Origin of the sequence: Acetobacter lambici, assembly GCF_011516885.1 — a bacterium.
Lineage (GTDB): Bacteria > Pseudomonadota > Alphaproteobacteria > Acetobacterales > Acetobacteraceae > Acetobacter > Acetobacter lambici.
Window position 1 is genome coordinate 18,551 of the sequence record NZ_WOTD01000010.1, and the last position, 25,515, is coordinate 44,065.

22 protein-coding genes and 1 other RNA gene are annotated in these 25,515 nt (G+C 61.4%); 10 read left to right on the top strand and 13 right to left on the bottom strand.

Translation table 11 applies throughout. The features are described from left to right. Positions 1 to 26: 26 nt before the first annotated feature. The gene (locus tag GOB86_RS06880) at positions 27 to 914 is read left to right on the top strand and encodes an NAD(P)H-binding protein (protein ID WP_165991626.1); all 888 of its coding nucleotides are present in this window, start codon (positions 27 to 29) and stop codon (positions 912 to 914) included. Between the two features lie 111 nt (positions 915 to 1,025). Here the strand turns inward: GOB86_RS06880 and phoU are convergent, their stop codons facing one another. From phoU to pstC, 4 genes are read right to left on the bottom strand one after another with little or no spacing between them, the layout of a single operon-like run. Further along, entirely contained in the window at positions 1,026 to 1,742 is a 717-nt protein-coding gene (phoU, locus tag GOB86_RS06885; RefSeq protein WP_165991627.1) for a phosphate signaling complex protein PhoU, read from the bottom strand. 33 nt (positions 1,743 to 1,775) lie between these two features. Next, the gene (gene pstB, locus GOB86_RS06890) at positions 1,776 to 2,609 is read right to left on the bottom strand and encodes a phosphate ABC transporter ATP-binding protein PstB (RefSeq protein ID WP_408737335.1); all 834 of its coding nucleotides are present in this window, start codon (positions 2,607 to 2,609) and stop codon (positions 1,776 to 1,778) included. Then, a complete protein-coding gene (gene pstA / locus GOB86_RS06895) occupies positions 2,606 to 3,481 on the bottom strand; it encodes a phosphate ABC transporter permease PstA (RefSeq protein WP_165991628.1) in 876 nt (291 codons plus the stop codon). Before pstA ends, pstB begins: the two co-directional genes overlap by 4 nt. A 2-nt stretch (positions 3,482 to 3,483) precedes the next feature. Then, on the bottom strand, positions 3,484 to 4,467 hold the full coding sequence (gene pstC / locus GOB86_RS06900; protein ID WP_165991629.1) for a phosphate ABC transporter permease subunit PstC: 984 nt from the start codon (positions 4,465 to 4,467) through the stop codon (positions 3,484 to 3,486). A gap of 328 nt (positions 4,468 to 4,795) precedes the next feature. On the opposite strand from pstC, the gene ilvD reads away from it, so the two are divergent. Next, positions 4,796 to 6,664: a dihydroxy-acid dehydratase gene (gene ilvD, locus GOB86_RS06905; protein ID WP_165991630.1), complete on the top strand. Its 1,869-nt coding sequence runs from the start codon at positions 4,796 to 4,798 to the stop codon at positions 6,662 to 6,664. A gap of 104 nt (positions 6,665 to 6,768) precedes the next feature. Here the strand turns inward: ilvD and GOB86_RS06910 are convergent, their stop codons facing one another. Continuing rightward, the gene (locus tag GOB86_RS06910; RefSeq protein ID WP_253543842.1) at positions 6,769 to 7,347 is read right to left on the bottom strand and encodes a TetR/AcrR family transcriptional regulator; all 579 of its coding nucleotides are present in this window, start codon (positions 7,345 to 7,347) and stop codon (positions 6,769 to 6,771) included. A gap of 123 nt (positions 7,348 to 7,470) precedes the next feature. On the opposite strand from GOB86_RS06910, the gene GOB86_RS06915 reads away from it, so the two are divergent. Beyond that, complete coding sequence (locus tag GOB86_RS06915; protein WP_165991632.1) at positions 7,471 to 8,463, top strand: SDR family NAD(P)-dependent oxidoreductase; 993 nt, start codon at positions 7,471 to 7,473, stop codon at positions 8,461 to 8,463. 471 nt (positions 8,464 to 8,934) lie between these two features. On the opposite strand, the gene GOB86_RS06920 is transcribed toward GOB86_RS06915, so the two are convergent. From GOB86_RS06920 to GOB86_RS06940, 5 genes are all read right to left on the bottom strand, one after another. Further along, positions 8,935 to 9,609 (bottom strand): hypothetical protein, encoded by a 675-nt coding sequence (locus tag GOB86_RS06920; RefSeq protein WP_165991674.1) that lies wholly within the window; start codon positions 9,607 to 9,609, stop codon positions 8,935 to 8,937. 460 nt (positions 9,610 to 10,069) lie between these two features. After that, positions 10,070 to 11,053 carry a quinone oxidoreductase family protein gene (locus tag GOB86_RS06925; RefSeq protein WP_165991633.1) on the bottom strand — a complete coding sequence of 328 codons (984 nt, stop codon included), beginning with the start codon at positions 11,051 to 11,053 and terminating at the stop codon, positions 10,070 to 10,072. Between the two features lie 94 nt (positions 11,054 to 11,147). Next, on the bottom strand, positions 11,148 to 12,194 hold the full coding sequence (locus tag GOB86_RS06930; RefSeq protein ID WP_253543844.1) for an FUSC family protein: 1,047 nt from the start codon (positions 12,192 to 12,194) through the stop codon (positions 11,148 to 11,150). A gap of 29 nt (positions 12,195 to 12,223) precedes the next feature. Continuing rightward, entirely contained in the window at positions 12,224 to 13,765 is a 1,542-nt protein-coding gene (locus tag GOB86_RS06935; RefSeq protein ID WP_165991634.1) for a DegQ family serine endoprotease, read from the bottom strand. An 88-nt stretch (positions 13,766 to 13,853) separates the two neighbouring features. After that, complete coding sequence (locus GOB86_RS06940) at positions 13,854 to 15,146, bottom strand: OpgC family protein (RefSeq protein ID WP_165991635.1); 1,293 nt, start codon at positions 15,144 to 15,146, stop codon at positions 13,854 to 13,856. 183 nt (positions 15,147 to 15,329) lie between these two features. On the opposite strand from GOB86_RS06940, the gene GOB86_RS06945 reads away from it, so the two are divergent. Further along, positions 15,330 to 16,541 (top strand): Mrp/NBP35 family ATP-binding protein, encoded by a 1,212-nt coding sequence (locus GOB86_RS06945; RefSeq protein ID WP_408737336.1) that lies wholly within the window; start codon positions 15,330 to 15,332, stop codon positions 16,539 to 16,541. A gap of 176 nt (positions 16,542 to 16,717) precedes the next feature. On the opposite strand, the gene GOB86_RS16025 is transcribed toward GOB86_RS06945, so the two are convergent. Then, entirely contained in the window at positions 16,718 to 17,032 is a 315-nt protein-coding gene (locus GOB86_RS16025; RefSeq protein ID WP_242012540.1) for a hypothetical protein, read from the bottom strand. A 253-nt stretch (positions 17,033 to 17,285) separates the two neighbouring features. Further along, positions 17,286 to 18,203 carry an FAD-dependent thymidylate synthase gene (thyX, locus tag GOB86_RS06955; protein ID WP_165991636.1) on the bottom strand — a complete coding sequence of 306 codons (918 nt, stop codon included), beginning with the start codon at positions 18,201 to 18,203 and terminating at the stop codon, positions 17,286 to 17,288. A gap of 177 nt (positions 18,204 to 18,380) precedes the next feature. Here thyX and ssrA point away from each other — a divergent pair. The 4 genes from ssrA (at position 18,381) to GOB86_RS06975 (ending at position 21,614) form a co-directional block, all read left to right on the top strand. After that, positions 18,381 to 18,707, top strand: a transfer-messenger RNA (tmRNA) gene (ssrA, locus tag GOB86_RS06960). A gap of 206 nt (positions 18,708 to 18,913) precedes the next feature. After that, positions 18,914 to 19,447, top strand: coding sequence for an SspB family protein (locus GOB86_RS06965; RefSeq protein WP_165991637.1), 534 nt, complete (start codon positions 18,914 to 18,916; stop codon positions 19,445 to 19,447). Between the two features lie 50 nt (positions 19,448 to 19,497). Then, positions 19,498 to 21,153, top strand: coding sequence for a fumarate hydratase (locus GOB86_RS06970; protein ID WP_165991638.1), 1,656 nt, complete (start codon positions 19,498 to 19,500; stop codon positions 21,151 to 21,153). Between the two features lie 68 nt (positions 21,154 to 21,221). Further along, positions 21,222 to 21,614, top strand: coding sequence for a VOC family protein (locus GOB86_RS06975; RefSeq protein ID WP_165991639.1), 393 nt, complete (start codon positions 21,222 to 21,224; stop codon positions 21,612 to 21,614). 69 nt (positions 21,615 to 21,683) lie between these two features. On the opposite strand, the gene GOB86_RS06980 is transcribed toward GOB86_RS06975, so the two are convergent. After that, the gene (locus GOB86_RS06980) at positions 21,684 to 23,264 is read right to left on the bottom strand and encodes a glucoamylase family protein (RefSeq protein ID WP_242012541.1); all 1,581 of its coding nucleotides are present in this window, start codon (positions 23,262 to 23,264) and stop codon (positions 21,684 to 21,686) included. Positions 23,265 to 23,656: 392 nt separating this feature from the next. Here GOB86_RS06980 and GOB86_RS06985 point away from each other — a divergent pair, with 392 nt between their 5' ends. Both GOB86_RS06985 and GOB86_RS06990 read left to right on the top strand, forming a co-directional pair. Continuing rightward, on the top strand, positions 23,657 to 24,148 hold the full coding sequence (locus GOB86_RS06985) for a hypothetical protein (RefSeq protein ID WP_165991640.1): 492 nt from the start codon (positions 23,657 to 23,659) through the stop codon (positions 24,146 to 24,148). A 177-nt stretch (positions 24,149 to 24,325) separates the two neighbouring features. Further along, entirely contained in the window at positions 24,326 to 25,492 is a 1,167-nt protein-coding gene (locus GOB86_RS06990; protein WP_165991641.1) for a nucleotide sugar dehydrogenase, read from the top strand. Positions 25,493 to 25,515 lie beyond the last annotated feature (23 nt).

Genomic DNA, 25,515 nt, shown 5'->3' on the forward strand with positions numbered 1-25,515 from the left:
CCCCGACCACCCCACAGAGACACGGCATGCGCAGAACACAGCCCCACACAGACCCCGTGCATGTTCTGGGGGCATCTGGCCGGTCGGGGCAGGCCATGTGCCGGGCACTGGCCCTGCGGGGCACACCAGTTGTGCCCATTGTGCGCAACCCCGCCCGTGCCAAAAACCTGCCTAACCTACGTGTTGCCAATCTGGAGGGGCCAACAGGCCCGCTGCGCGCCGCACTGGCCGATGCAACACGCATTGTCTGCACAGCCCATGCCCGCCACATACCCGCGCTTTTGGCCACCGCCCCCGCCACGGCCCGGCTGGTGTGCCTTGGCAGCACGCGCAAGTTTACCCGCTGTCCAGATGACCACGGCAATGGCGTACTTTTGGGCGAACAGGCTTTTCTGGCCTCTGGCCGCTCGGGCGTAATTTTGCACCCCACCATGATTTACGGCGCACAGGGCGAGAACACCGTGCAACGGCTGGCCGCCGTGCTACGCCACCTGCCCTTTACGCCCCTACCCGGCGGGGGACGCGCACTGGTGCAGCCCATATGGCAGGGGGACGTAACGGCCTGCCTTGTGGCCGCCCTGAACCGGGCGTGGGATGGACCGCACAGCATGGTTATTGCCGGGGCGGATGCCCTACCCTACCGCCAGTTTGCCGCCATGGTTGCAGAGGCGGCAGGGCTTGCGCCACGCCCGACCATAAGCCTGCCCGTGGGCCTGCTTATGAGGCTTGCCCGCATGGCCGCCCCTGTGCCCGGCCTGCCCCGCGTAACCCCGGACGAAATCCGCCGCCTGCTGGAAAACAAGGATTTTGATATCGCCCCCATGCGGGCCATACTGGCTGTGCAGCCCATAGGGCTGGCCGAAGGCCTGCACCACACGTTTTTTGATGCGGGCCTGAACACCCCACACGGCTAAAACCCGGCAAGCCAATAGCCCAACAAAAAACGGGCACCCCGGCTGTTTAAAGCCAGAATGCCCGCATACCCTGATCGACCGTATGACGGCCGAAAGAGTGTTCAGCCAGATTTATTCCGGCTGTTCGATATTGGTACGCGCAGCCCCCCCGCGCGGACGCACGGATGGCAGCATTTCACCCGTGACCGCGTAGTACACACGTTCGGCAATGTTGGTGGCGTGGTCCCCGATCCGCTCAAGGTTTTTGGCCACGAACAGCAGGTGGATGCACGGCGCGATCTTGCGGGGGTCTTCCATCATGTAGGTCACCAGTTCGCGGAACATGGTGGTGTACAGTTCGTCCACCGCCGTATCGGCTTTCCAGACTTCCTGCGCGCGTTCAGCGTCGTTCTCGACCATGGATTCCACGGCCATGTGCAGGTTTTCCTGCACCAGACGGGCCATGGCCCGCAGCGCGCTAAAGGAGATGGCTCCATCCAGAACCTCCACCTTGGCAGCCCTGCGCGCGATGGAGGATGCGTAATCCCCGATCCGCTCAAGATCGCCGCTCATTTTGAGCACGGCCACAATAACGCGCAGATCCACCGCCATGGGGGCGCGCAGCGCCAGAATGCGGATGGCCAGCATTTCGGCTTCGCGTTCGAGCGCGTCTACTTCGGGGTCCAGCTCGGGGGGTTCCAGAGCGGCTTCTTCATTCTGGTTCACCACAGCGGCGATGGCCTGAGCGGTCTGCCGCTCCACCAGACCACCCATGCGCGCCACAATGCCACGCAGCCGATCAAGCTCCTGATCGTAGCGGGTAATGGTATGTGCGGGTTCGTTGCCCATAACGCTTTCCTCCGTGCCTTACCCTAATGGCCTTTAGCCAAAGCGGCCTGTGATGTAGTCCTGCGTCTGCTGTTCACGCGGGGTGGTGAACATACGGGCGGTGCTGTCCACTTCGATCAGGCGGCCCATATAGAAAAACGCCACCTGATCCGCGCAACGGGCAGCCTGCTGCATGTTGTGCGTCACAATGGCAATGGTGAACTCGGTTTTAAGCTCGTCCAGCAGCTCCTCGATCCGGGCGGTGGAGACCGGGTCGAGCGCACTTGTTGGCTCATCGAGCAAAATCACTTCAGGGCGCACGGCAATGGTGCGGGCAATGCACAGGCGCTGCTGCTGCCCACCCGACAGGGCGGTGGCCGAAGCGCTCAGGCGGTCCTGCACTTCCGGCCACAGAGCCACGCGGCGCAGGGCGTCCTCCACCCGTCCGTCCATTTCGGAGCGGGAAACGCGCTCGTGCAGGCGGATGCCGAAGGCGATGTTGTCGTAGATGGACATGGGGAATGGTGTTGGCTTTTGGAACACCATGCCAATGCGCGACCGCAGGACGTTCAGGTCCACCCCGGAATTCAGGATGTTCTGCTTGTCAAAAATCACTTCGCCCGTGGCGCGCTGGCCGGGGTACAGGTCGTACATCCGGTTGAGCACACGCAGCAGGGTGGATTTGCCACAGCCAGAAGGCCCGATCATGCCCGTAACACTCCGCTCGGGGAAGTCGAGCGAGATGTCATGCAGGGCGTGGGACGTGCCGTAATAGAAGTTCAGACCCTTGACCTGCATGGCCACGGGGTGGGGGGTGTCCTTGCTGGCGGCGGTGCTGTCCAACGGTTGGGTCATGCCTGTCGCTTTAACGGGAACCTCTACGCTCATGACCGTCCTCCGCGGGTTCCGACCCGCACTACAATATTAATAATAAGCACACCCAGTGTAACCAGCAGCGCGCCGGTCCATGCCTGCTGCATCCAGTCCTGATAGGCCGAACCTGCGTACTGGTAGATCGCCACGGGCAGGCTGGCCATGGGGCGCCCGAGGTCGAGCGACCATTCGGAATTGCCCAGCGAGGTAAACAGAAGGGGGGCTGTCTCACCCGCAACGCGGGCAATGGCCAGCAGCACACCAGTCATGATCCCCGCACGCACGGCCCGCACACAAATAAACAGGATCACCCGCCATTTGGGCGCACCCAGCGCAATGCCTGCCTCACGCATGGCAACGGGGACAAGGCGCAGCATGTCCTCGGTCGTGCGGACCACAATGGGCATGGCCAGAATAGCCAGCGCCACAGCGCCCGAAAGACCGGAGAAGTGCCCGAACGGCACAACCAGCATCATGTAAATGAACAGGCCGATCAGGATGGACGGGGCGGAAAGCAGCATGTCCGACACAAAGCGCACAATGCGCGCCATGCGGCTGGTTGTGCCGTATTCCGCCAGATAGATGCCGGTCATCAGCCCGGCGGGCGCACCAATCAGAATAGCAAGGCCGGTCTGGATAATACTGCCCATAATGGCGTTGGCCAGCCCGCCGGGCTGCCCAGGTGCTGCCATGGACATGGTGAACAGATGCACGCTCATGCCCGCCAGACCGTTTTTGAACAGGGTCCACAGGATGGAGCCGAGCATGAACACCACAATAAGCATGCCAAGCCAGCTCATGGCCGTGGCAAGCTTGTCGCACATATGGCGCCGCCACAGCAGCGAGGCGGAGCGATCCGCCCGCATGAGGGTATTGTTCGCCTTCATCCTCAACGTCCTGCTGCCTGTTCGCCACGGGCCAGCAGCCAGCGGGAGAACCAGAGTGTTACAAAGGAGATGGCCATAAGAATGGCGCCCAGAGCCATAAGGGATGCCAGCTTGAGGCTCCCTGCCGGGCTTTCGGGGAATTCAAGGGCGATCAACGAGGCAATGGTGTTGGCCGGAGCAAACAGGGACCAGCCAATATGGTTGCTATCCCCGATCACAAAGGTCACGGCCATGGTCTCGCCCATGGCGCGGCCCATGCCCAGCACAATGCCGCCCACAACCCCCTGGCGGGACCACGGCAGCACCACATAGCGCATGACCTCCCACCGGGTGGCGCCAAGCCCGTACCCGCTCTCACGCAGCACAGCGGGCATGGACAGGAACACATCGCGCATGACGGCGGTAATGGAGGGGGTGATCATGACCGCCAGAATAAGGGCGGCCGTAAACAGCCCCGTGCCAAAGGGCGCCCCCGCCACAAGGGCGGACAGGACCGGCACATGGCCAAAAATCTGGCGGGCGGCGGGCTGCACATAATGCGCCACCACCGGCACCACCACAAAAAAGCCCCACATGCCAAAAATAATGGACGGCACGGCAGCCAGCAGTTGCACCGCCATGCCAATGACCGAGGCAGCCGCGGGTGGTGCCAGCGCGGTCAGCCAGAACGCGGTGCCAAAAGCCAGCGGCACGGCCACAAGCAGGGCGAGCGCACTGCTGATAACGGTGCCAAAGACTGGAGCTGCCGCCCCAAAATGTTGCGTGACCGGGTTCCATACTGCGGAAACCAGAAAGCCCGGGCCAAAGGTTGCAAACGCCTTCCAGCCACCTGTCACCATAACGGCAATGATGGCACCCAGAACAACCAGCACGCCAACACCTGTTGCCGTAACCAGAAGCCTGAAGGCGGGGTCGCCCTTTTGCCCTCCCTGATGGGAAGGGGCTTGTTTCATCGCGGGCAGGGACTGCCGTGCGGGAATTTCCATCTGCTCTCCGTTCCGAACTATCAGCCGGATGGGGCGAGAAATACTGAACGCCGTCCTCTCCTGCAACACGGAGACCCCATGAAAGTCCCATTAAACAGAGTTTTGTCACAAAACTGTAGTGTTATCAGGGACATTGGCAAAGAACGGATCAACACCTCGCATTGTCATCCCCCGGCAACCGGGAATCTGCCAATCCATTTCTGCATAATCCAGCCCTGACAGCCAGCACAATGTGGCGTAATGTGCCCCAGCCCATGCCGGTGGACCCCACCGCGCATACCCCACGACCCGCTGCCTTACCCAGCACAACAGCAGAAGAGACCCCATAATGGCCGGCTACCGATCACGCACCACCACCCACGGGCGCAATATGGCGGGTGCCCGCAGCCTGTGGCGCGCAACCGGTGTAAAAGACTCCGACTTTGGCAAGCCCATTATTGCCGTCGCCAACTCCTTTACCCAGTTCGTGCCCGGCCATGTGCACCTCAAGGACATGGGCCAGCTTGTGTGCGAGGCCATTGCCGAAGCCGGTGGCATCGGGCGGGAGTTCAACACCATTGCGGTGGATGACGGCATTGCCATGGGCCATGGCGGCATGCTGTACAGCCTGCCCTCGCGCGAGCTGATTGCCGATGCGGTGGAATACATGGTCAACGCCCACTGCGCGGACGCCATTGTGTGCATCAGCAACTGCGACAAAATTACGCCGGGCATGCTCATGGCCTCCATGCGGCTGAACATTCCGGTTATTTTTGTCTCCGGTGGCCCCATGGAAGCCGGGCGCGTTACGCTCAATGATATTGAACAGCGCGCAGACCTTGTGACCTCCATGGTCGCAGCCGCAAGCCCGGGTGTGAGCGAGGCCGACTCCCTTGCCATCGAGCGCTCCGCCTGCCCCACCTGCGGCTCCTGCTCTGGCATGTTCACCGCCAATTCCATGAACTGCCTGACCGAGGCACTGGGCCTGTCCCTGCCCGGCAATGGCAGCCTTGTGGCCACCCACGCCGCCCGCCGCAACCTGTTTGTGGAGGCAGGCCACCGCATTGTGGACCTTGCCCGCCGCTACTACGAGGGGGACGATACCTCCGTGCTGCCCCGCAGCATTGCCACCATGGCCGCGTTTGAGAACGCCATGTCGGTCGATATTGCCATGGGTGGCTCCACCAACACGGTGCTGCACCTGCTGGCCGCAGCCCACGAGGGCGAAGTGCCCTTTACCATGCAGGATATTGACCGCCTCTCCCGCAAGGTGCCGCACCTGTGCAAGGTCTCCCCCTCCCGCGCGGATGTGCATATGGAAGACGTGCACCGCGCGGGCGGTATTCCCGCCATTATGGGCGAACTGGACCGGCTGGGCCTGCTGCACCGCGACGTCAACATGGTCCACGCCGCCAACCTGTCCGAAGCTCTGGAAAAATGGGACATCCGCGCCCCCGGAGCCGAATCCAATACGCCCGCGCGGGAATTTTTTAGCGCAGCACCGGGGGGTGTCCGCACCACGGTCGCGTTCTCGCAGTCCAGCACGTACAAGGCGCTGGATACGGACCAGACGGATGGTGCCATCCGTGATGGTGCGCATGCCTATAATCAGGATGGCGGGCTGTGTGTGCTCTACGGCAATCTGGCCGAAGACGGCGCGATTGTTAAAACCGCGGGTGTTGCCAAGGGGCTGGAAACATTCTCCGGTCCCGCGCGGATTTTTGAAAGTCAGGATGATGCGGTCAGCGCCATTCTGGGCAACAGAATCAACGCAGGCGATGTGGTGCTGATCCGCTACGAAGGCCCCAAGGGGGGCCCCGGCATGCAGGAAATGCTGTACCCCACCAGCTACCTTAAATCCAAGGGGCTGGCCGAAAAATGCGCGCTCATTACCGATGGCCGTTTTTCCGGCGGGAGCTCGGGCCTGTCCATCGGTCACATCTCCCCCGAAGCGGGCGAAGGTGGGGTGATCGGGCTGGTGGAGGAAGGCGATACGATCGAGATCGACATTCCCAACCGCCGCCTGTCCGTGGCTGTGGCGGACAGCGTGCTCTCCGAGCGCCGCGCCCGCATGGACGATCTGGGCGATCTGGCGTGGCAGCCCAAGCGTGAACGTGTGGTCTCCAACGCGCTCAAAGCCTATGCGGCCCTGACCACCAGTGCCGCCCGTGGCGCGGTACGTGACGTCAGCCAATTAACCCGCCGCACCCCGCGCTAATTCCTGCGCAAAGGGCTACAGGCACACAAAACCCCGCCGGGCACACCGCCTTGCGGGGTTTTTTATGGGGTGTGCGCCCACCCGATCCGGACAGGCCACAGCCCTTACTCCGCCGGGCGGGAGCCTGCGATCAGAATATCCACAAGTCGTTTGGCACCACTCTCCCACCCCGGACCCGTTGCGTAAGTGGAAACGCCAGCAAGGGCGCATAACAGGTCCTGCGGTTCAATATCGGGCTTGATCTCACCATTTTGCACAGCGCGCGCAACAAGCTGGTCGATGGCGGATTTGAGCACCGTGCGCGAATCCGCATATAGCGCGCCCGTACCACCGATCAGGCTGTTCAGCGCGGGCACGATCACCTGTTTGGTGGCAATGTAATCCACAAACAGCTTCATCCATGCCCGCAGCGCTTCCACGGGGGGGCATGTGCGGGCCAGATCGGTCGCGGCCCGCGCAAGCTTGTCCAGTTCATCACGATAAACGGCCTCGATCAGCGCATCGCGGTTGGAAAAGTGCCGGTACAACGTGCCAATGCCCACACCGGCCCGCCGTGCGATCTCGTCCAGCGGGATGTCTATCTCCCCCGCTCCAAAGGCAGCTTTGGCTGTTTGCAGCAGGTGTTGGCGGTTTTTTTGCCCATCGCTGCGTGGCTTGCGGCGGCGTGTGTGACCCTCTTCCACTTTTTCTCCTCTTGTTAAACGGAGGAATGCTCCGTATATATTTAAGCGGAGCATGCTTCCACATAACTCCCCAAGCGCCCCTTCCGCAAGGAACGGCGCTTCTTATAATGCCGGAGACCAGTCATGGCACTCACACCAACACAACAGTTTGGCGCAACATCCACCACGGAGGATGTTCTGTCTGGCGTATCCCTTACCGGCAAGCGCGTTCTTGTAACCGGCGTATCCGCAGGGCTGGGGGTGGAAACAGCCCGCGCACTGGCTGCCCACGGCGCGACCGTGGTGGGTACTGCCCGTAACATTGCCAAGGCCGAGCGCGCCACCGCACAGGTCCGCGCGGCCGCACAAAACGGTGGGGGCACGTTTGAACTACTTGCCCTCGATCTGGCGGACCTGAGCAGTGTACGCGCCGCCGCCGACCACCTGAACACACAGGCCAGCCCGTTTGACCTGATTATTGCCAATGCCGGGGTTATGGCCACCCCCATGGGGCACACAAAAGATGGGTTTGAAACCCAGTTTGGCACCAACCACCTTGGGCATTTTGTGCTGATCAACCGCATTGCCGGGCTGCTACATGCCGGTGCGCGCGTGGTCAATGTGTCCTCCGCCGGGCACCGCTTTGCAGATGTGGACCTGAGCGACCCCAATTTTGAACACACACCCTATGACCCATGGGTGGCCTATGGGCGCTCCAAAACCGCCAACATTCTGTTCGCGGTGGCGTTTGACGCACGGCACAAGGCACGGGGTGTGCGGGCAACGGCCATCCACCCCGGCGGGATCATGACCGAACTCACCCGCCACCTGCCCGATGGCGCGCTGGAGGCCATGGTCAAGCAGGTTAACGCGCAGGCCGCCGAGGCAGGAAAACCTCCTTTTGTATTCAAGACAATTCCGCAAGGGGCGGCAACATCAATCTGGGCGGGCGTTGTGGCTCCGGCCGATGCGGTGGGCGGCCATTACTGCGAAGACTGCCACGTAGCACCCGTGGTGCCCGACGCAACACCGGGCGAACTGAACGATGGCGGTGTGCGGGCCTATGCCGTTAACCCCGCACACGCAAAGGCACTTTGGAAAAAAAGCGAAGAGATGGTTGGCGAAACATTCGTGTAAAACAACACTGATTTTTCTGAATACCTCCTGTGATAAACAGGGGGTATTCCAATATCCAATCCCATTCCCATTCCCATTCCCATTCCGCCGTCATGGCTGAATAAAGCAGCCGGAACTAGATCTTATAATTTTGAAAAAATTGTTATTCTAAATTGATTTTTCATCATCATACGCAGCAGAATAACACACCCCGCCCAGAACAGGTCGTGTGAAAACTGATGGACCATACAGCAAAAATCTTCACTACAGACTGCACACGCGCTCAGGTTTGACCACGTGGAGCCACCTGCCGCATTCGGGCATAGCCAACCCTGACATTTCAGGATCATCCCGCGCAGTATTATAAGTTTTGAGGAATAGGTAGGGGCAGATTATGTGCAGGCTGCCGCTGGGGGCTATTACCCGAACCTTGCACCCCGCGCCGGGTATCATACACCCGGCGCGGGAAACGTGGCACACCCGAACGGGGTGTTACTGTGCGGACGGCGCCACAACATCCCCTGCCGGAGCGGCAAGCTGGGGTGTTGCGGGGGTCGGCTGGGGCACAGTCTTGTTGGTTACGATGTAGGTAATGGATTCAGCACGGGTAATATCCACCACATCGCCAATTTTGAGGGTTTTGAGGAAGTCCTGCATGGCCTTGGTCCGCAGGACTGCAACGTGCAGGGAATCATCCCCCTCCGTGGTGAAGGAAATGGTGCTCGAGGGCAGGTCAATAGTTTTGACCAGAGCGCGCTCGCGGTTAAAGGCTGCAATAATGCCGCGCGGGTGGCCATGCACAAAGCCACGGGCTGTGGTCAGCGTGGATTCGGGCAGCGGGCTACCCGGAGGGGCAAGCAGCGCGCCCAGCGTTTCCACGAACTGGATTTTCAGTTCGTCACCTTCATGCAGGTGCGGCACGTCCTTTACGGCGGCCCCGTATTCAATGGTCAGCAGGTGGCCATTGCCTTCACGCAGCAGCAGTTCGCGCGCTTCGCGGTCAACACTTTCCACCACGGCAGTTGCCTGCTGGCTTTTGAGCAGAACAGAAGCCTGCGCGTGTGCAGCCGTTGGCAGGACCAGTGTGGCCAGACCCGCAAACCCGAGCGCACAGACTGCAACAGATGCCGCAGCCTTGGAGGAAAAGCGGGAAACAAGAGGATGCAACACTCTCAATCCTTTCCGTCAGAAGCCTGAGGCGGACTGCGCCAGGCCAGATGTGTTACCGGCAGTGATACAACGCCTACACCATAACACAAGCCAAAGCGTTGCGTTGCATGTTCACCCCCGCGGCACGAACTGGTGCGCAGATAAAAAAAACCCGTCTGGCGGACCAGACGGGTTTTTGCCGTGTGTCGGGCGTTCAGGAACGGACCCGACGCGCGATCAGCCACAGCACTTCTTTTTACGAATGAAATAGACAACCGCTGCAATCAGGCCCAGAGCCAGAATACCGCGTGCACAGGGGGATTTGGGGCATTTTGCCATGTCTTGAGCATCCTCAATATGGGGTTCCACCCAACACGGGTCGGGCGTCTCCCTGCCTTTGTAGCGTATATGGCGCGCCGCGTCATGCCATCTGGCAAGCATAACCACCGCGCTGCCTCATGCCTGCCGCGCAAAATACTTATGGTAGCAAAATGGTACTGCCCGTGGTCGCGCCCGCCTCCAGCGCCTCGTGCGCCTTCTGGGCTTCGGCCAGTGCAAAACGCTGGCCTATGGTGGGGCGCAGCGCGCCCTGCTCCAACATGGCAAACAGTTCCTGCGCCGCGGCCTCCAGTGCCGGGCGGGTGCCTATGTAGCTCGAAAGCGTGGGCCGGGTCAGGTACAGGCTGCCTCTGGCGGCCAGCACGCCCACATCCACCCCCGTAACCGGGCCGGAGGCATTGCCATAGCTGACCATAAGCCCGCGTGGGGCTAGGCAGTACAGGCTGGTCTCAAACGTCGCGCGGCCTATGCTGTCGTACACAACGGGCACCATGGCGCCGTTGGTCAGTGCGCGCACACGCTCGGGCAGGTTGTTTGTGCCCACCAGCACATCCGCCGCACCGCACGCCCGCGCAATATCGGCCTTATGCTCCGATGAGGTCACGCCAATAACCCGCGCGCCAAGGTAGCTGCCCCACTGGCACAGCAACTGCCCCACCCCACCCGCAGGGGCATAGACCAGAATACTCTCCCCCCGCCGCACCTTATGGACCTGCCACAGCAGCATATGCGCGGTCAGGCCACGTAGCATGACCGAGGCCGCAACCTCGGTGGAAACCCCCTCTGGCAGAACCACCAGCCGCTCGGCAGGGACCAGCCTGTGCTGGGCATACCCCCCCAGCACACCGGCATAGGCCACGCGCGCGCCAACGCTCAGGTCCACAACATCGGCCCCCACAGCCTCCACCACCCCTGCACCCTCCATGCCGGGGATGGCGGGCAGATGGGGGAACTTGTACAGCCCACTGCGAAAATACGTGTCGATAAAATTGACGCCGATCGCCTCCTGCCGCACCAGCACCTCGCCCCTGTGCGGGAGCGGGACGGATACGAACTCGGGCAAAAGAACATCCGGCCCACCGGTATGGTGGACCCGGACAACCTGATTATGCTGCGCCGTCATGCTGTTCACCCCTTTGCTTGTCAGGGTGGCGGCTGCGGGTGGGACCGTGGACTACGCCACGGTGGCGCGCACAGGCTGGCCGCCACTTTGGTAGTTATGGGGCCGCACGGTCCCTGTCATCCTCACCCAGAAGCTGGATAAGCTGGCGCAGGTCCGTAAGCAGAATACCCACCACAAAACGTATGATCGGGTCTGCCGTTTCATTTTCCGTTGGCAAAGCGGCCATCACCTCTGCCGCAATGCGGTATTCATCCCCCGAGCGGGCCACGGCCTCGCTCTCGCACCGCTGGATAATCCACTGGAAGCCACGCAGCATGCCCGCGCGCACACTGGCCGCACGTTCCAGCTCCTCCGCCGTAGCTCTCTGGGGCAGCACCAGCATGGCGCGCGCCACCACCAACGCATCCATCTGCAATTGCCGAATACCCGGCGGCAGGCGGGCCAACATGGGGTCGCGCTCATCCAGCGGGCGCCAGTGTTCGCGCCGGGCTTCCTCCAACGCGGCCTGCACCTTGCGCAAGGAGGCCGCGCATTCGTCATTCATGTCCTGAATGACCGACCATTCCACATGCCCGGTGCGGGCTTTTTGCAGCATGGCCACAATCTGGCGCACCGTAAGGGCTGCGTTGCGGAAGGCGTCCCGCCGGGCCTGCTCGTGCAGGACCACGTATGTCACCAGTGTGCCAGAGCCAACCCCGATCAGAATAGCCAGAACACGCTCAATCGGGCGCAAATAGGGGTCGTTATCGGATGGAAAGAGAATAGCCACCATAAGCGTGACCACGCCCATGCGGGCCTCGGGCTTCCAGGACACCAGAATGGCCAGTGGCACAAACGCAATGGTAAACGCCATCCATAACGGCCAATGCAGGAACATGAGCAGCGTAATGGGCGCAATACTGGCCGTAGCCCCAATGAGCGTGCCCACCAGCTGGTCGCGCCCTTTGGAGATTGTGTCTGTAATACTGTTCTGGGTGACAATAACCGACGTAATAAGCGCCCAGCCCGGTTCTTGCAGGTTGGTCAGCCACGCCACAAACCCCGCAACCCCCACAGCACTGAGCAGGCGTACGGTCTGGCAGACGGTGGCGTTGCTCAGCCACCGTGCAAGCCACGGGCAATACCGGCTTATGTCCAGCACGGGCGTGCGTTTGCCCGTTAGGAGTGCAATCAGGGTGCGTCCTCCGCGCTCAGGGGGAAGGGAATCCAGCGCAGGCCATCCGCGTCATGCACCAAAAGCAGGACCGAGCGTTTTTTGGCTTTACGCGCGGCCTCGATCCGCTGTTTGAGCGCTGCTGGCGTGCCAACCTCGGCCTGTTGCACCTCGGTTATCACATCCCCTTCCTTCAGCCCCCGGTCCGCCGCCGTGCCGTCGGATTTAACACTGGTGACCAGAACCCCCTTCAGGCTTGTGGGCAGGTTGTATTTCTGCCGCCCCGCGCCATCCAGCGGGCCAACGGTAAAGCCAAAATCGGCAAAACTGACGGAGGCGGAAGATTTGGGCGCGGGGGCAGCCTTGGCTGGTGCTTCCTCCGGGGTTTCGGGCAAGGCGCCAATGGTCACGGGCACGTCCATAACCTTGCCATGCCGCCACAGGCCCAGCTTGGCCTGTGTGCCAACGGGCAGTTGGGCGGACAGGCGCGGCAGGGCCTTGCCCTCGATCGGCTGGCCGTTCAGGCTCTGGATCACATCGCCCGTTTTAAGCCCGGCCTTGTCGGCGGGGCCGCCTTTTTCCACCCCGGCCACCAGCGCACCGCTGGGGGAGGACAGGCCCAGCCCGTCGGCTATGTCCTGCGTTACGTTCTGGATACGCACACCCAGCCACCCGCGCGAGACCTTGCCCGTTTTGCGTAACTGCTCCACAACGCCGCGCGCCTCGTTGGAGGGAATGGAAAAGCCGATCCCCACCGACCCGCCGGAGGGGGAGTAAATGGCGGTGTTCACGCCAATAACATTGCCATCCATATCAAACAGCGGGCCACCGGAATTGCCTTTGTTGATGGGGGCATCGGTCTGGATAAAATCATCATACGGGCCTTGGTCAATATTGCGCCCGCGGGAGGAAATAATGCCCGCCGTGACCGTGCCGGACAGGCCAAACGGGTTGCCAATGGCCAGAACCCAATCCCCCACCCGGCGGTGTTCGCTATCGCCAAAGCTGACAAAGGGGAGTGGTTTTTTGCTATCCACCTTCAGCAACGCCAGATCCGTGCGGTCATCATGCCCTACGGCATGGGCACTGAGCACCGTGTTGTCCTGCAAGGTCACGGTTATGCGGTCGGCTTTGCGGATAACGTGGTTGTTGGTCACGATGTAACCCGTGGGGTCGATAATAAAGCCCGAGCCAAGGGCCTGCATGCGCCGGGGCGGAGCGTTGGGGTCTGTCTGGCGGTTCATGAAATCATGAAAAAACTTCTCGAACGGAGACCCCTGCGGGAAGTTGGGCATCTGGGGGAGCTGGTCGTCCTCGTCATCATCCTCGGCGTCCGCCTCACGCACGGTCTGGGTGGTGGACACGTTCACCACCGCAGGCAGCAGGCGGGCCGCAAGGTCGGCAAAGCTGTCCGGCGCACGCCCCCCTGCCGCCACCACCGCTGGGACCGGTGCGGGGGCTGGCGCATCCGCCGCATGCAGCGGGGTCAAAACGCCAAGCCCCGCCACCAGCACGGAGGAGAGGGAAACAGAGCAGAACAGACGGACGGACACACGCATGGACAACACAACTTTCTGCCGGGACAGGACAATTCTCAAACACTGGAGGGTAAGGTTATTCATGGCGTGCCAAAACGGCAAGCACCCCCTACCCCCCTGTCGGGCTGGAGGCCACCGCCACAGGGGGTGGGGCCGCCGGTTTGGCCGCACGGGCGCGGGCGCGCCGCCGGTCCAGCCATGAGGCAAGGCCGATCAGAATGGCCAGCCCCACAACATTGACCGCAATCTGCAAAACCCAGCCTTCGCCAAAGGTGCTGAAGATCAGGCGTGCGTAAAGGTCCAGTATGGTGCCAACCACAAACACTTCCAGCGAATTGCGACCAACACGGGCCAGCTCCTGCCCCACCCACGATTCGGCCGCCCAGCGGCGCGCGGGCTCGGAGGACTGGACGAGGTAGAAAATGGCCATCACGTCAAACAGCCGCAAAGGCGAGAGCCAGCTTTTGGCCGGAGCCAGCGTGTTGCCAAACGGGCGCAGGTCGGGCAGGCCCCACAACGCCCAGGGGAACGCCTGAATGGCCGAGAACAGCAGATACACCCAGCACAGCGCCGCCAGGGCTGGCACACGCTTGAAGTCCCGCCCGCGCTGCTGTGTCTGGGCGGAGGCGGTCAGCCCGAGGGCAAACAGGAACTGCCATGCCAGCGGGTTGAAGTACCAGCCATCGGGGTCCAGCCAGTTGGGAAAGTTCAGCTCCGGGTCCATGTTCACCAGCATCCACAACGCCCCCGACAGCAACAACGCCAGTGAGCGATGGACACGCATAAGCAGGTAAAAAATGGGGAAGCCGGTCAGCAGCACAAGGTAAAGCGGCATGATGTTGAGGTTGGATGGCAACGCATCAAACATCATCACCCGCCAGATCCAGCCCAGACCATGGGCCAGTTCGGGCTCCAGATAATCGACCGAAACCGGGGTAAAGTGCCGCCAGCCGCGCACAGTAAACACATAGGCCATGACCATGATGGTCTGCCCGATGTAGAGTTGCACACAGCGCTTGAACAGGCGTTGCAGGGTAGGCAGCACACCGTATTTGGTAAAACCCCGCCCATAGGCCAGCCACGAGGCATAGCCCGCCAGCAGCACAAACACCTCCGCCGCGTCGGCAAAGCCCACATTGCGCATGGTAAAGCGGTTGAGCAGGTTCTGGGGGATGTGGTCGATGAACATCATCAGCAGGGCCGCGCCCCGCAGGGCGTCAATCCTGTGGTCACGGCGGCTGCGCGTGGGAGCGGGCGTACCCGGTGAGGTGGCGGGCGTGGCTCCACCTGCCACGGCTGCCTGCGCGTCTGTGGCAGGCTGTGGTACGCTGCGTGATGCGTCCCGTGTGCTGCCTGCCTTGTCCGTATGTGCGTCCGTATGTGCGTCCGTGTGTGCCTGCATCTTACCCTTTCGGCACTACCCTGCCTCGCCCGCCTGTTATTCCGTGCCCGTTCCTCTACCCATACCACCCTGTATGTGCCAGAAAAAAGGCGTTATAACCCATAGCCGCCCCAACGGCGCGCCCATATCCGCTGCTGTTCCCCGCGCAGCATGGTAACCCCCCACAGGAACAGGACAAAACCCTTGGCGCAGAATGCCCCTTTTTCTTCTGACACACTGATGGACCTGCTCAATACCGTCAGAACGCCACAGAGCGGGCTTTCCCTTGCCAGCGCCGGACGGCTGGAAAGCTGCACGGTGGACGATGGCGGCCGCCTGACCCTGACCCTGACCGTCCCACGTGAGCAGGCCCCCGCCCTGTCCGCCCTGTGTGATGAAGCCGCCAAAAAGTTGCAGACACTGCCCAACATCACCAGCGCCACCATTATCCTGACCGCGCACCGCCCGGCAGGTGCGCCGGGGCCGAGCGCTCCAGCACACCCCCCACGGCAGGCAGGTGAGCAGGCAGCAAGCCCCCCCAACGCTGCGGCCCAGAGCACTGGGGCCAGCCGGGGCAAGGCCCCCTCCGCTGCTGGGGGGCACCGCCCCCTTGGTGGCGCGCCCGCAGCACCCGATGCCCCCGTGCTACCCGGCGTTAAAACCATTATTGCTGTGGCCTCGGGCAAAGGCGGGGTGGGCAAGTCTACCACAGCGGTCAACCTTGCCGTGGGTCTGGGCATGGAAGGGCTGAAGACCGGCCTGCTTGATGCCGATATTCACGGCCCATCCCTGCACCGCATGCTGGGCACCTCCGGCAAGCCCGAAGTGGTGGAAGGCCGCCTGCAACCCATGCAGGCATGGGGTATTCGCGTCGTGTCCCTTGGTATGCTGGTGGACGAAAAAGCCGCCATGATCTGGCGTGGCCCCATGGTTATGGGGGCAATCAACCAGTTACTGACCGATGTGGACTGGGGCGATCTGGACGTGATGATCGTGGACCTGCCGCCGGGCACGGGGGATGCCCACCTCTCGCTTACCCAGAAAGTGCCGCTCAGCGGGGCTGTTATTGTGTCCACCCCGCAGGACATTGCCCTGATCGACGCCCGCCGGGGTGTTACCATGTTTGAAAAAGTGCATGTGCCGGTGCTGGGGCTGGTGGAAAATATGTCCTACTTCTGCTGCCCCAATTGTGGGCACAACACGGAACTGTTCGGCCATGGTGGCGCCCGGCGCGAGGCCGAGGCCATGGGTGTGCCCTTCCTTGGGGAAGTGCCGCTGCTGGCCGATATCCGCTCCAGCGGGGACAGCGGCGTACCGCTGGTGATTGGCGCACCACACAGCGAGGGCGGCAAGGCATGGCGCGCCATTGCCCATACCGTAGCCACCGCCGTGCGGGCCATGCAGCACTCAACATAAAAACGGACCCGCCCCGGGCGGGGGGCCACCAGCCCGCTTAGCCGGGGCACCGGATGGTCCCGACCAGTGTCAGGCCCTACCTACTCCGGGCCTGCGTGCCGCACCGCCCGTGGCGGTCGCCTGCAACCGTAACGCGGGGGTTATGCCCCTGCATGGCGCCATGCCCGCCGCGGGCTTTAGTGTTTGGCTGTGCGGGTCTGCTTGGTGGCTTTGGTTGTGCCCGCCGGAGTAGGTGTGTCCTTGAAGTACACACTACAGGCCGGGCTGAGCTTGTCTTTTTTACGCGCCATGCAGGCCGCGATTTTCTTTTCATTGGGGATGGCGAGCGCGCACAGGCGCAGGGCATCGCCCTTGCAGGCTCTGGTCTGCTGGTCGCGCGCCGTGTCGGCCCACGCAGGCAGGCCAGCAGCCCCCCAGACCCCTGCCCCCAGAACAAGAGCGGACAGAACAAGGCGGGCAGTGCGGGCAAAATGCCGGTTCAGGCAAGACATGGACAATCCTCTATTCCCCAGAATATGCGCAGTCATGGTACCATTGCGGGTGTTGATCCGGGCATCACATAACGGCGGGTGGTCAGAGCGCACTTCCGTGCCCGAGACCTTGAGGTGTTATGGCCCGCCCACGCCCCCGCCTGATATGAAAGGCGTCAAGTCCGGGCAGATTTAATGCAAATATCTTGATAAAAAATGAGCGCCGGAGGGACTGGCCCCACGGCGCTCCAACAATGCAGGACGGCTCGCCCGCTCAGGCTGCGGGGGCCTTCAGGATCGCCATCATTTCATCCCACTCGCGGCGGCTCAGGCCAGACCCGGCCTGTTCCACCACCTCACCCGCCAGCATGCGGCGCACAACCGCCATCATGGAGGCGGAGAATGTGACCGCGCCCCGGCGATATTCCTCAAACGCCGCCGCCGTAACCGGTAGCCACGCATGCAGGATTTTCAGCATGGCTTCGGCATACACACGAATTTCGTACTGTGCGTGGGGGTCTATGCGCAGGGCAAGGAAGTGCATGAGGTTATGCAGGTCGATCTTCCAGTACCACTGTGTGTAGGTGTTCAGCGTCAGGTTGATGCGCCCGAGTTCACGCGCAAGGCCGTAGCCATTTTCCGCGTCCAGCATGCGTTCGTAATCGCGGTAGGTGCGCATGGCGTCATCACGCAGGATGTCCAGCACCTCGGCGGCCGCCTGTGGCGCGAGGATGGCACCCCGGCCCTGACGGTTGACCTCGCTCTGGGCGGCCATGTGGGCGGGGTCGGGCAGGTAGAACTCGCTATCCAGAATGGAGTAGCGGGCCGAATACTCGTTCACGCTCGCCATACGGTGGCGAATCCACTGCCGTGCCACAAAAATGGGCAGTTTGACGTGGAATTTGATCTCACACATTTCAAACGGGGAGGAATGGCGGTGCCGCATGAGGTAGCGGATCAGCCCGGCATCTTCCGACACCTTGCGTGTGCCCCGCCCGTAGGACACACGGGCCGCCTGCACAATGGCGGCGTCATCCCCCATATAGTCGATCACGCGCACAAACCCGTGGTCGAGCACTTCCTGCGGGTCGTAGAGCATGGCCTCAAGGGCTGCCACGGTGGGGCGGCGGGTGGAGAATGTTTCCTGCCCGTGGGCCGCAATTTCGGCACGTTGCTCTGGGGTCAGTGACATGCGCAGGATCTCCACCATGCTAGAAAAAACAGACAGCGCAAGTGGTTGCCGCCGCACTTACGCACGCGGGTTGTAGCAGGCAATACAGGTTGGATGAAAGAGGGCAGGTGCCGCCCAAAGCACAATTACTCAGGCGCCCCACCCCACCGGCCCCACCCGCACGCGGGGGAGCACAGCACTCTTGCAATCCACCCACAGCCCCCCTATGTGTGGGGTGCCGGAAGATTTCTTGCGGCTATGGCAATAAACGGGATGTGGCATAGACGTAGTGGACCCGGGGGCGGTACCCGGCGTCTCCACCATACATCCGGATCGCAAGACCCGGACAGATGGGGACGAAATAGGCTCGACACGCGCAGTAAAGACATCTTTTTTGCCCGGCATTGTACCACCGATATCGGGCTATTTTTACAAGTGCCAATGATAACACTGAGGTGCTCGCTGTCGCTGCATAAGCGATAAGCGCGGTTCGGGAGGGCACCGGGCAACAGAAGCCCTCCCACTTCATACCATTCCCCTTTATAATTATGCTCCACCACCAGTGCCGCTGGGGGTGCGTCTGCCGTGGGGTTGAGCCCACCCCATGCCCTGCGGCATGGCCGCAGGCAGGCCTTGGCGCTTGCACTGGCCGAACCTTTCGCGCATGGCTGACGCTAGAGTGATAAGCATGGCCAGCCGCACCACCCCCGGCTGAAGCAAGGAGACCAAGCATGGCTGATGACCACGACGACACCACGGGAAATGACGCATTCCCCCCCACCAGCCTGCTGCCCTACGACCAGTGGCTGGAAGAGGCTTACAGGGACGTCATGTTCAAAGCACTCGAACATGTGAGCCGCGAAGGGCTTGCAGGCGAGCACCATTTCTATCTGACTTTCCGCACGGACCTGTCTGGCGTGCAAATTCCTGACCGGCTCCGTGCCCAGTACCCGCACGAGATGACCATTGTGCTCCAACACCAGTTCTGGGACCTGAACGTGGACCGCGATGCCGGGATTGTGTCCGTCGGTCTGTCCTTTGGGGGTGTTGGCTCCATTCTGGTTATTCCCGTTCGGGCCATTACCGGGTTCGCGGACCCCTCCATCCACTTCAACCTGCACTTTGAGCCGGAGGAGGATGAGGAAAACGCACCCACGGACCACACTCCGGCCGATGCCGGGGACGATGCGGAAGCACAGGGCGACTCCTCCTCCCAGGTGGTCAGCCTTGACGCCTTCCGCCGCAAAGGACCATCACCAGCCTGACCCCCGGTGCGCGGGGGTTCAGGCCGACGGAGAGAGTAAGAGACACGACCATGACCAGCCAGCCCCCCCGCCCCCCACTGCCAGAATTCGCCTACTCCCCCCTGTTCCCTTTGGGGGAGGACACAACCCAGTACCGCAAGATCGATATTGCCGGTGGTGTCAGCACATCGCATTGCGGTGGCAAAACCGTTTTGCACGTAACCCCCGAAGCGCTGACGGAACTGACGGCCCGCGCCTTCCACGAGGTGGCCCACTTCCTGCGCCCCACACACCTGCAAAAACTGGCCAATATCCTCAAGGACCCCGAAGCCTCGGACAATGACCGCTTTGTGGCCCTCGACCTGCTCAAGAACGCCTGCATTGCCGCAGGCGGCATTCTGCCCATGTGCCAGGATACCGGGACCGCCATTGTGTTTGGCAAAAAAGGCCAGCGCGTATGGGTGGAAGGCAACGAGGAAATCGCTTTTTCCAAAGGTGTGTACGAGACCTACACCCGCACCAGCCTGCGCTATTCGCAAATGGCCCCGCTGAGCATGTTCGAGGAAAAGAACACCGGCACCAACCTGCCCGTGCAGTGCGATATTTTTGCCAGCCCCGCCGGTGTGCATGACGAGCAGATGGACCTGATGTTTGTGGCCAAGGGCGGCGGCTCGGCCAACAAGACATTTCTGTTTCAGGAAACCCGCGCTCTCCTTGGCTCGGAGCAGCAGTTGCTGGACTGGCTGGACACAAAGGTGCGCACACTTGGCACCTCCGCCTGCCCGCCCTACCACCTTGCCATTGTGATTGGCGGCATGTCCGCCGAGCAGACGCTTAAAACCGTCAAGCTCGCCTCCACCCACTGGTACGATGCCCTGCCCACCAAGGGCGACATGACGGGCCATGCCTTCCGTGATCTGGAGATGGAGCAGAAGGTGCTCGAACTCACCCGCAAGCTGGGCATTGGCGCGCAGTTTGGCGGCAAATACTTCTGCCATGACGTGCGCGTGGTGCGCCTGCCCCGGCATGGGGCATCGCTCCCCGTGGGGATTGGCGTCTCCTGCTCGGCTGACCGCCAGATCAAGGCGCGGGTTACGGCCGAAGGGTTCTTTTTGGAACAGCTTGAGCACGACCCCGCCCGCTTCCTGCCCGAAACCACGGACGAACATCTGGAAGGCGAGGCGGTCCGCATTGACCTGAACCGCCCGATGGACGAAATCCGCAAGACCCTCTCGCAATACCCGGTCAAGACCCGCCTTGCCCTGACCGGCACGGTGGTGGTTGCGCGTGATATTGCCCACGCCAAGTTCCGCGAGCGGCTCCAGCGCGGGGAGGGCCTGCCCCAGTACCTCAAGGACCACCCCGTCTACTACGCTGGCCCTGCCAAAACGCCCGCGGGCATGCCCACCGGCTCCTTTGGCCCCACCACGGCGGGGCGTATGGATTCGTACGTGGCCGAGTTGCAGGCCAATGGCGGCTCCTTTGTCATGCTGGCCAAGGGCAACCGCTCCAAGGCCGTGCGGGACGCATGCCAGCAATACGGCGGCTTTTACCTTGGCTCCGTCGGTGGCCCCGCCGCCCGGCTGGCCAAGGACTGCATCCGCAAGGTGGAGGTGCTCGAATACCCCGAACTGGGCATGGAAGCGGTGTGGAAGATCGAGGTTGAGGACTTCCCCGCCTTTATTGTTATTGATGATAAGGGCAACGACTTCTACGCTGAGCTGTAACCCCCCACCGGGGCTGCCCCGCCGCCACACCGTGGCGGGGCGGACAGAAGAGGAGCTGTGTGGTTTTCATGCGCTTTACAGTCGATCGTCTGGACCATGTTGTCCTGACCGTGCGGGATGTTGAAATTTCCGCCTCGTGGTACCAGCGCGTGCTTGGCATGGAGCGGGAAGAATACGGGCGTAACAACCGTACGGCCCTGCGCTTTGGCGGGCAGAAGCTCAACCTCCGCCCGTACGACGCCGCAGGCTGGGACACAGCCACCCATGCCCTGCCCGGCGGCAACGACCTGTGCTTTATTACCGCCATTACCAGCGAGGACGTGGTGGAACACCTTAAGGGCTGCGGCATTACCATTGTGGACGGCCCCGTGGCCCGCCTTGGCGCCATTGGCCCCATTACCTCGGTCTACTGCCACGACCCGGATGAAAACCTGATCGAGATTGCCTCCTATCAGGGTTAAAACAAAAAAACGGGTGCCCGCGTAACCGGGCACCCGTTTGAGGCACACAGACCCATAAAATCCGGTATTTTACCCCGCGTGGGTCTGCTGCTGCTGCGTCTGCTGCTGTTTGAGCCGCACCGCGTCATCATGATCCACAATGGTATGGCGAGTGCTGAGCCATCCGCCCCTAAAGCCCGCGCGCAGCAGGCCACGGCAGATAATGGGGTTATCCTTCATGGTGTTCCACACCATGCCATCCCGCCAGTTTTCGACCATGAGCAGGATCGGCCCCTGATCAATGCCAATATAGGTATCATCCGCCCAGTAGGCCTGTTTGCCGTCGTGGTAACTGGGGTTGAACGCATCCACAAAGCCATAGGTGCCGTAAATGCGGTCACCGTATTTGTCTTTCATGGTGCGCAGGGCGGGAATGGCCAGTTCTGGCGCAAACGCCACGGACCCACCAGCCGCCGTTGGGGCCAGTGTGCCATCATCCAGCGTGTAATCACGCCCCACGCCACGCGCGGTATAGGCCATGAACTTGCGCGACTGCCCGTTTTCCACCTTTGTGGTCTCGGCCGGGCCATCGCTTGCGGTCAGACCCCAGACATTTGGCCCGTAATCCTGCCACTTGCCGGGGTTCTGTGTGGCATAGCCCTGCTGGGCGTACACGGCACGGCGGCTGTTCTCAAAATAGTCGATGCCTGCCGAGCGGCTCCAGTCGTCCTTAATGCCCCTGAAGTCGATCCACGCATGGGTGTACTGGTGGCCAAACAGAGGGGCAAAGTTGAGGAAGGTCTGGCCATAGGATTCACCCCAACGGTTTTTGTTGGTGGAAATCCATGCCTGCCATGAGGTGGGGTCCAGCGGATGGGTGGTGGAGCCAAGCCCCATCACATACAGCATCATCCCCTCGTTATACCCTTCCCAGTAATTGGGTAAAAAGCCATGTTCGGGCGACCAGCCCATGCTCAGCCGGTTATCGGGGCGGAGCATCCAGCGCCAGTCCACGCGGTTGAACAGCTTGGCGGCAAGGTCGCGTATTTCGGCCTCGGAGGCGGAATCATGCGTGTAGTAACTGCCTGTAAACAGCACACCCTGCATGAGCAGGGCCGTGTCTATGCTGGACAGTTCAATATCCGCACCAAGGCGCAACCCGTTATCACGCCGCAGAAAGTGGTAGAAAAAGCCATGAAAACCCGACGCCTTGTCTGGCGTGTCGTTCTGGGGGAGCTTCCACAGGTAGCGCAGGGTTGTCAGGGTCCGGTCCACGGCCTGCTGGCGGTTGATGTAACCACGGTCCGCGCCAATACCATATGCGGTCAGCGCAAACCCAATGGAGGCAACGCTGGACTGGGTCTGGTCAGACGGGTAGCGGTCGGGCACCAGCCCGGTTGCGGGGTCTGCCGACTCCCAGAACCACTGGAAGGTCCGGTGCTCCAGATCGGCCAGAAAGGCCCTGTCCGTCTGGTCGGGGCGGAAGGAGCTGGGCGCTGGACGCGCCACCACGGAGGATGAGGTTGTCGCAGCCTGTGCGCCCCCCACCTGCATGCCGCCCAGTGCGCTACAGAGCATGAGCAAGGACACAAAAGCCCGTCCGGATTTACGGCCCCGCGCGGGCTGGCTGGTTTTTGTCTTGCCATGTGCAAAAAAGCGCCTCAATGCCATAAGCCTTGCATTCCTCATCTGTTCACAACAGGCCCACTGCCACAGCAGGCGTATTTTTTTGATCCGCCCAGGTGCCGCGCCACACCCGATCCACCCCTGAGTATAGGGGCCATGCCGCTGCCCCCGCCAGACCGGGACAAGGGCACACCACACGGAATCTGCCGAATTTCAGAAAATATTCACGTTTTTATATGTGCCTCAAGGGCTACATAACGGGCCACAGTGCATACAACATGCCAGCCCTGAGCGCCCCACACACATGCACAGCACGACCCTTGCGGGAGTTGATTGTAAAAAATTGACACCACCATGCAAAACAACACAGTGCGTCCAGCCCGGTAATGCGCCTATAAAGACCACCTGATCATTCCAGCCCCGAATATGATTCATTCATGACATACCAATATAATATTCTTCGTTTTTTTTATGAACTTCTGGATATTCTAGTGTCCCGGCTGGAATATATTTTGCGTGGCCTTGCCACCAGCCATGTGCTTATTCCCCCACCCGCGCAGAGCCACTCGTTTTTGATCATGACGGCGGAGGAAAAAGGCGGCAGAACCTTTTACAAACCGGCCTATTATCTGTTTTCCAAAACCCGCGAACATCTGAGCGGGTATTTTGCCCGCGGGGAAGACCGCCTTTATTTGGAAAACACCCAGCACTGCCTGCTGATCGCCTTTGCGGATTCCACGCTGGTAGTCGGGCGGGAAGCCACAATATCGGACTACCACCCCCATTCTTTTGAGACCCTGCTGGCCCTCAAGGCGCATATGCGTAATATCAAACTCGGCAAGTACGCCGAGGAATATCTGGTTCTGCCCAAAAAAACCACCATTCCGCCCCGCCCCGCAGCACTCGGCCAGCGCGCGCAGGCCCGCTAGGCCAGTTGGGGCGGATGAGCAGGTCGCACTCATCCGCGCAACCCCGCCCACGGCCCCTGCCACCTGCGCGTACCAGCAGCAAAACAGCGTGACGGATTTTTTCCGCTCATGTATTGCACCCCCTTGGCGCACCGGGACAATACGCCCCGATCGCACAGGGTCTGGGGAGATGCCACCATGAAAATTGCAGTTGTCGGTCTGGGGTATGTTGGCCTGTCCAACGCTATTCTGCTGGCCCAGCACCATGACGTTATGGCCGTTGATGTGGATGCAGGCCGGGTGGACAAGGTGAACAACCGCGAAGCCCCGATTATTGATACCGAGATCGAGGACTACCTGCGCAACAGGCCACTCAGCCTGACCGCCACGACCGACCTTGCCGCGGCCAGCCGTAACGCCAGCTTTGTCATAATTGCTACCCCCACCAATTATGACGCGCAGGAAAACTACTTTGACACATCCTCCGTAACGGATGTGATCGCCAGCGTAAGCGCGCTTAACCCCGAGGCCACAATTGTGATCAAATCCACCATTCCGGTTGGATTTGTGGACCAGGTCCGTGTGGAGCTGAACACCGATCAGGTTATCTTCTCCCCCGAATTTTTGCGCGAGGGACGCGCACTGTACGACAACCTGCACCCATCGCGCATTATTGTGGGCGAACGCAGCGCGCGGGCGGAACGCTTTGCGGCCCTTATGGTGGAAGGTGCGATCAAAAAGGACGTGCCCCTGCTGTTTACCGAGGCCACGGAGGCAGAGGCCATCAAGCTGTTCGCCAACACCTACCTTGCCATGCGCGTGGCGTTTTTTAACGAACTGGACAGCTATTCACTCGCCCGTGGTCTGGACACGCGCCAGATTATTGAGGGCGTGTGCCTGGACCCGCGCATAGGCCAGCATTACAACAACCCCTCCTTTGGCTACGGCGGCTACTGCCTGCCCAAGGACACAAAGCAACTGCTGGCCAACTACATGCAGGTGCCCCAGAACCTGATCCGCGCCATTGTGGACGCCAACCGCACGCGCAAGGATTTTCTGGCCGACCAGATTCTGGCCATGCAGCCCAAAGTGGTCGGCATTTACCGGCTGGCCATGAAAACGGCGTCCGATAACTTCCGGCAAAGCTCCATTCAGGGCATCATGAAGCGGCTCAAGGCCAAGGGGATCGAGATTGTTGTCTACGAACCCGCCATGAAGGACGACCAGTTTTTTGGCTCGCGCGTGCTGCGCAATCTGGAGGAGTTCAAGGCTGTTTCCTCCGTTATTGTCAGCAACCGCCACCACCCGGAACTGGCCGATGTAAAAGACCGCGTGTTCACCCGCGACCTGTTTGGCAGCGACTAAGCCCCCCAAACAGGGGCGGCGGC

Excerpts from the sequence above, each read along its gene's own strand:
- GOB86_RS06880 (WP_165991626.1), top strand. The coding sequence starts at position 27 with ATGCGCAGAACACAGCCCCACACAGACCCCGTGCATGTTCTGGGGGCA.
- phoU (WP_165991627.1), bottom strand. The coding sequence starts at position 1,742 with ATGGGCAACGAACCCGCACATACCATTACCCGCTACGATCAGGAGCTT.
- pstB (WP_408737335.1), bottom strand. The coding sequence starts at position 2,609 with ATGAGCGTAGAGGTTCCCGTTAAAGCGACAGGCATGACCCAACCGTTG.
- pstA (WP_165991628.1), bottom strand. The coding sequence starts at position 3,481 with ATGAAGGCGAACAATACCCTCATGCGGGCGGATCGCTCCGCCTCGCTG.
- pstC (WP_165991629.1), bottom strand. The coding sequence starts at position 4,467 with ATGGAAATTCCCGCACGGCAGTCCCTGCCCGCGATGAAACAAGCCCCT.
- ilvD (WP_165991630.1), top strand. The coding sequence starts at position 4,796 with ATGGCCGGCTACCGATCACGCACCACCACCCACGGGCGCAATATGGCG.
- GOB86_RS06915 (WP_165991632.1), top strand. The coding sequence starts at position 7,471 with ATGGCACTCACACCAACACAACAGTTTGGCGCAACATCCACCACGGAG.
- GOB86_RS06925 (WP_165991633.1), bottom strand. The coding sequence starts at position 11,053 with ATGACGGCGCAGCATAATCAGGTTGTCCGGGTCCACCATACCGGTGGG.
- GOB86_RS06935 (WP_165991634.1), bottom strand. The coding sequence starts at position 13,765 with ATGCGTGTGTCCGTCCGTCTGTTCTGCTCTGTTTCCCTCTCCTCCGTG.
- GOB86_RS06940 (WP_165991635.1), bottom strand. The coding sequence starts at position 15,146 with ATGCAGGCACACACGGACGCACATACGGACGCACATACGGACAAGGCA.
- GOB86_RS16025 (WP_242012540.1), bottom strand. The coding sequence starts at position 17,032 with ATGTCTTGCCTGAACCGGCATTTTGCCCGCACTGCCCGCCTTGTTCTG.
- thyX (WP_165991636.1), bottom strand. The coding sequence starts at position 18,203 with ATGTCACTGACCCCAGAGCAACGTGCCGAAATTGCGGCCCACGGGCAG.
- GOB86_RS06965 (WP_165991637.1), top strand. The coding sequence starts at position 18,914 with ATGGCTGATGACCACGACGACACCACGGGAAATGACGCATTCCCCCCC.
- GOB86_RS06970 (WP_165991638.1), top strand. The coding sequence starts at position 19,498 with ATGACCAGCCAGCCCCCCCGCCCCCCACTGCCAGAATTCGCCTACTCC.
- GOB86_RS06975 (WP_165991639.1), top strand. The coding sequence starts at position 21,222 with ATGCGCTTTACAGTCGATCGTCTGGACCATGTTGTCCTGACCGTGCGG.
- GOB86_RS06980 (WP_242012541.1), bottom strand. The coding sequence starts at position 23,264 with ATGGCATTGAGGCGCTTTTTTGCACATGGCAAGACAAAAACCAGCCAG.
- GOB86_RS06985 (WP_165991640.1), top strand. The coding sequence starts at position 23,657 with ATGACATACCAATATAATATTCTTCGTTTTTTTTATGAACTTCTGGAT.
- GOB86_RS06990 (WP_165991641.1), top strand. The coding sequence starts at position 24,326 with ATGAAAATTGCAGTTGTCGGTCTGGGGTATGTTGGCCTGTCCAACGCT.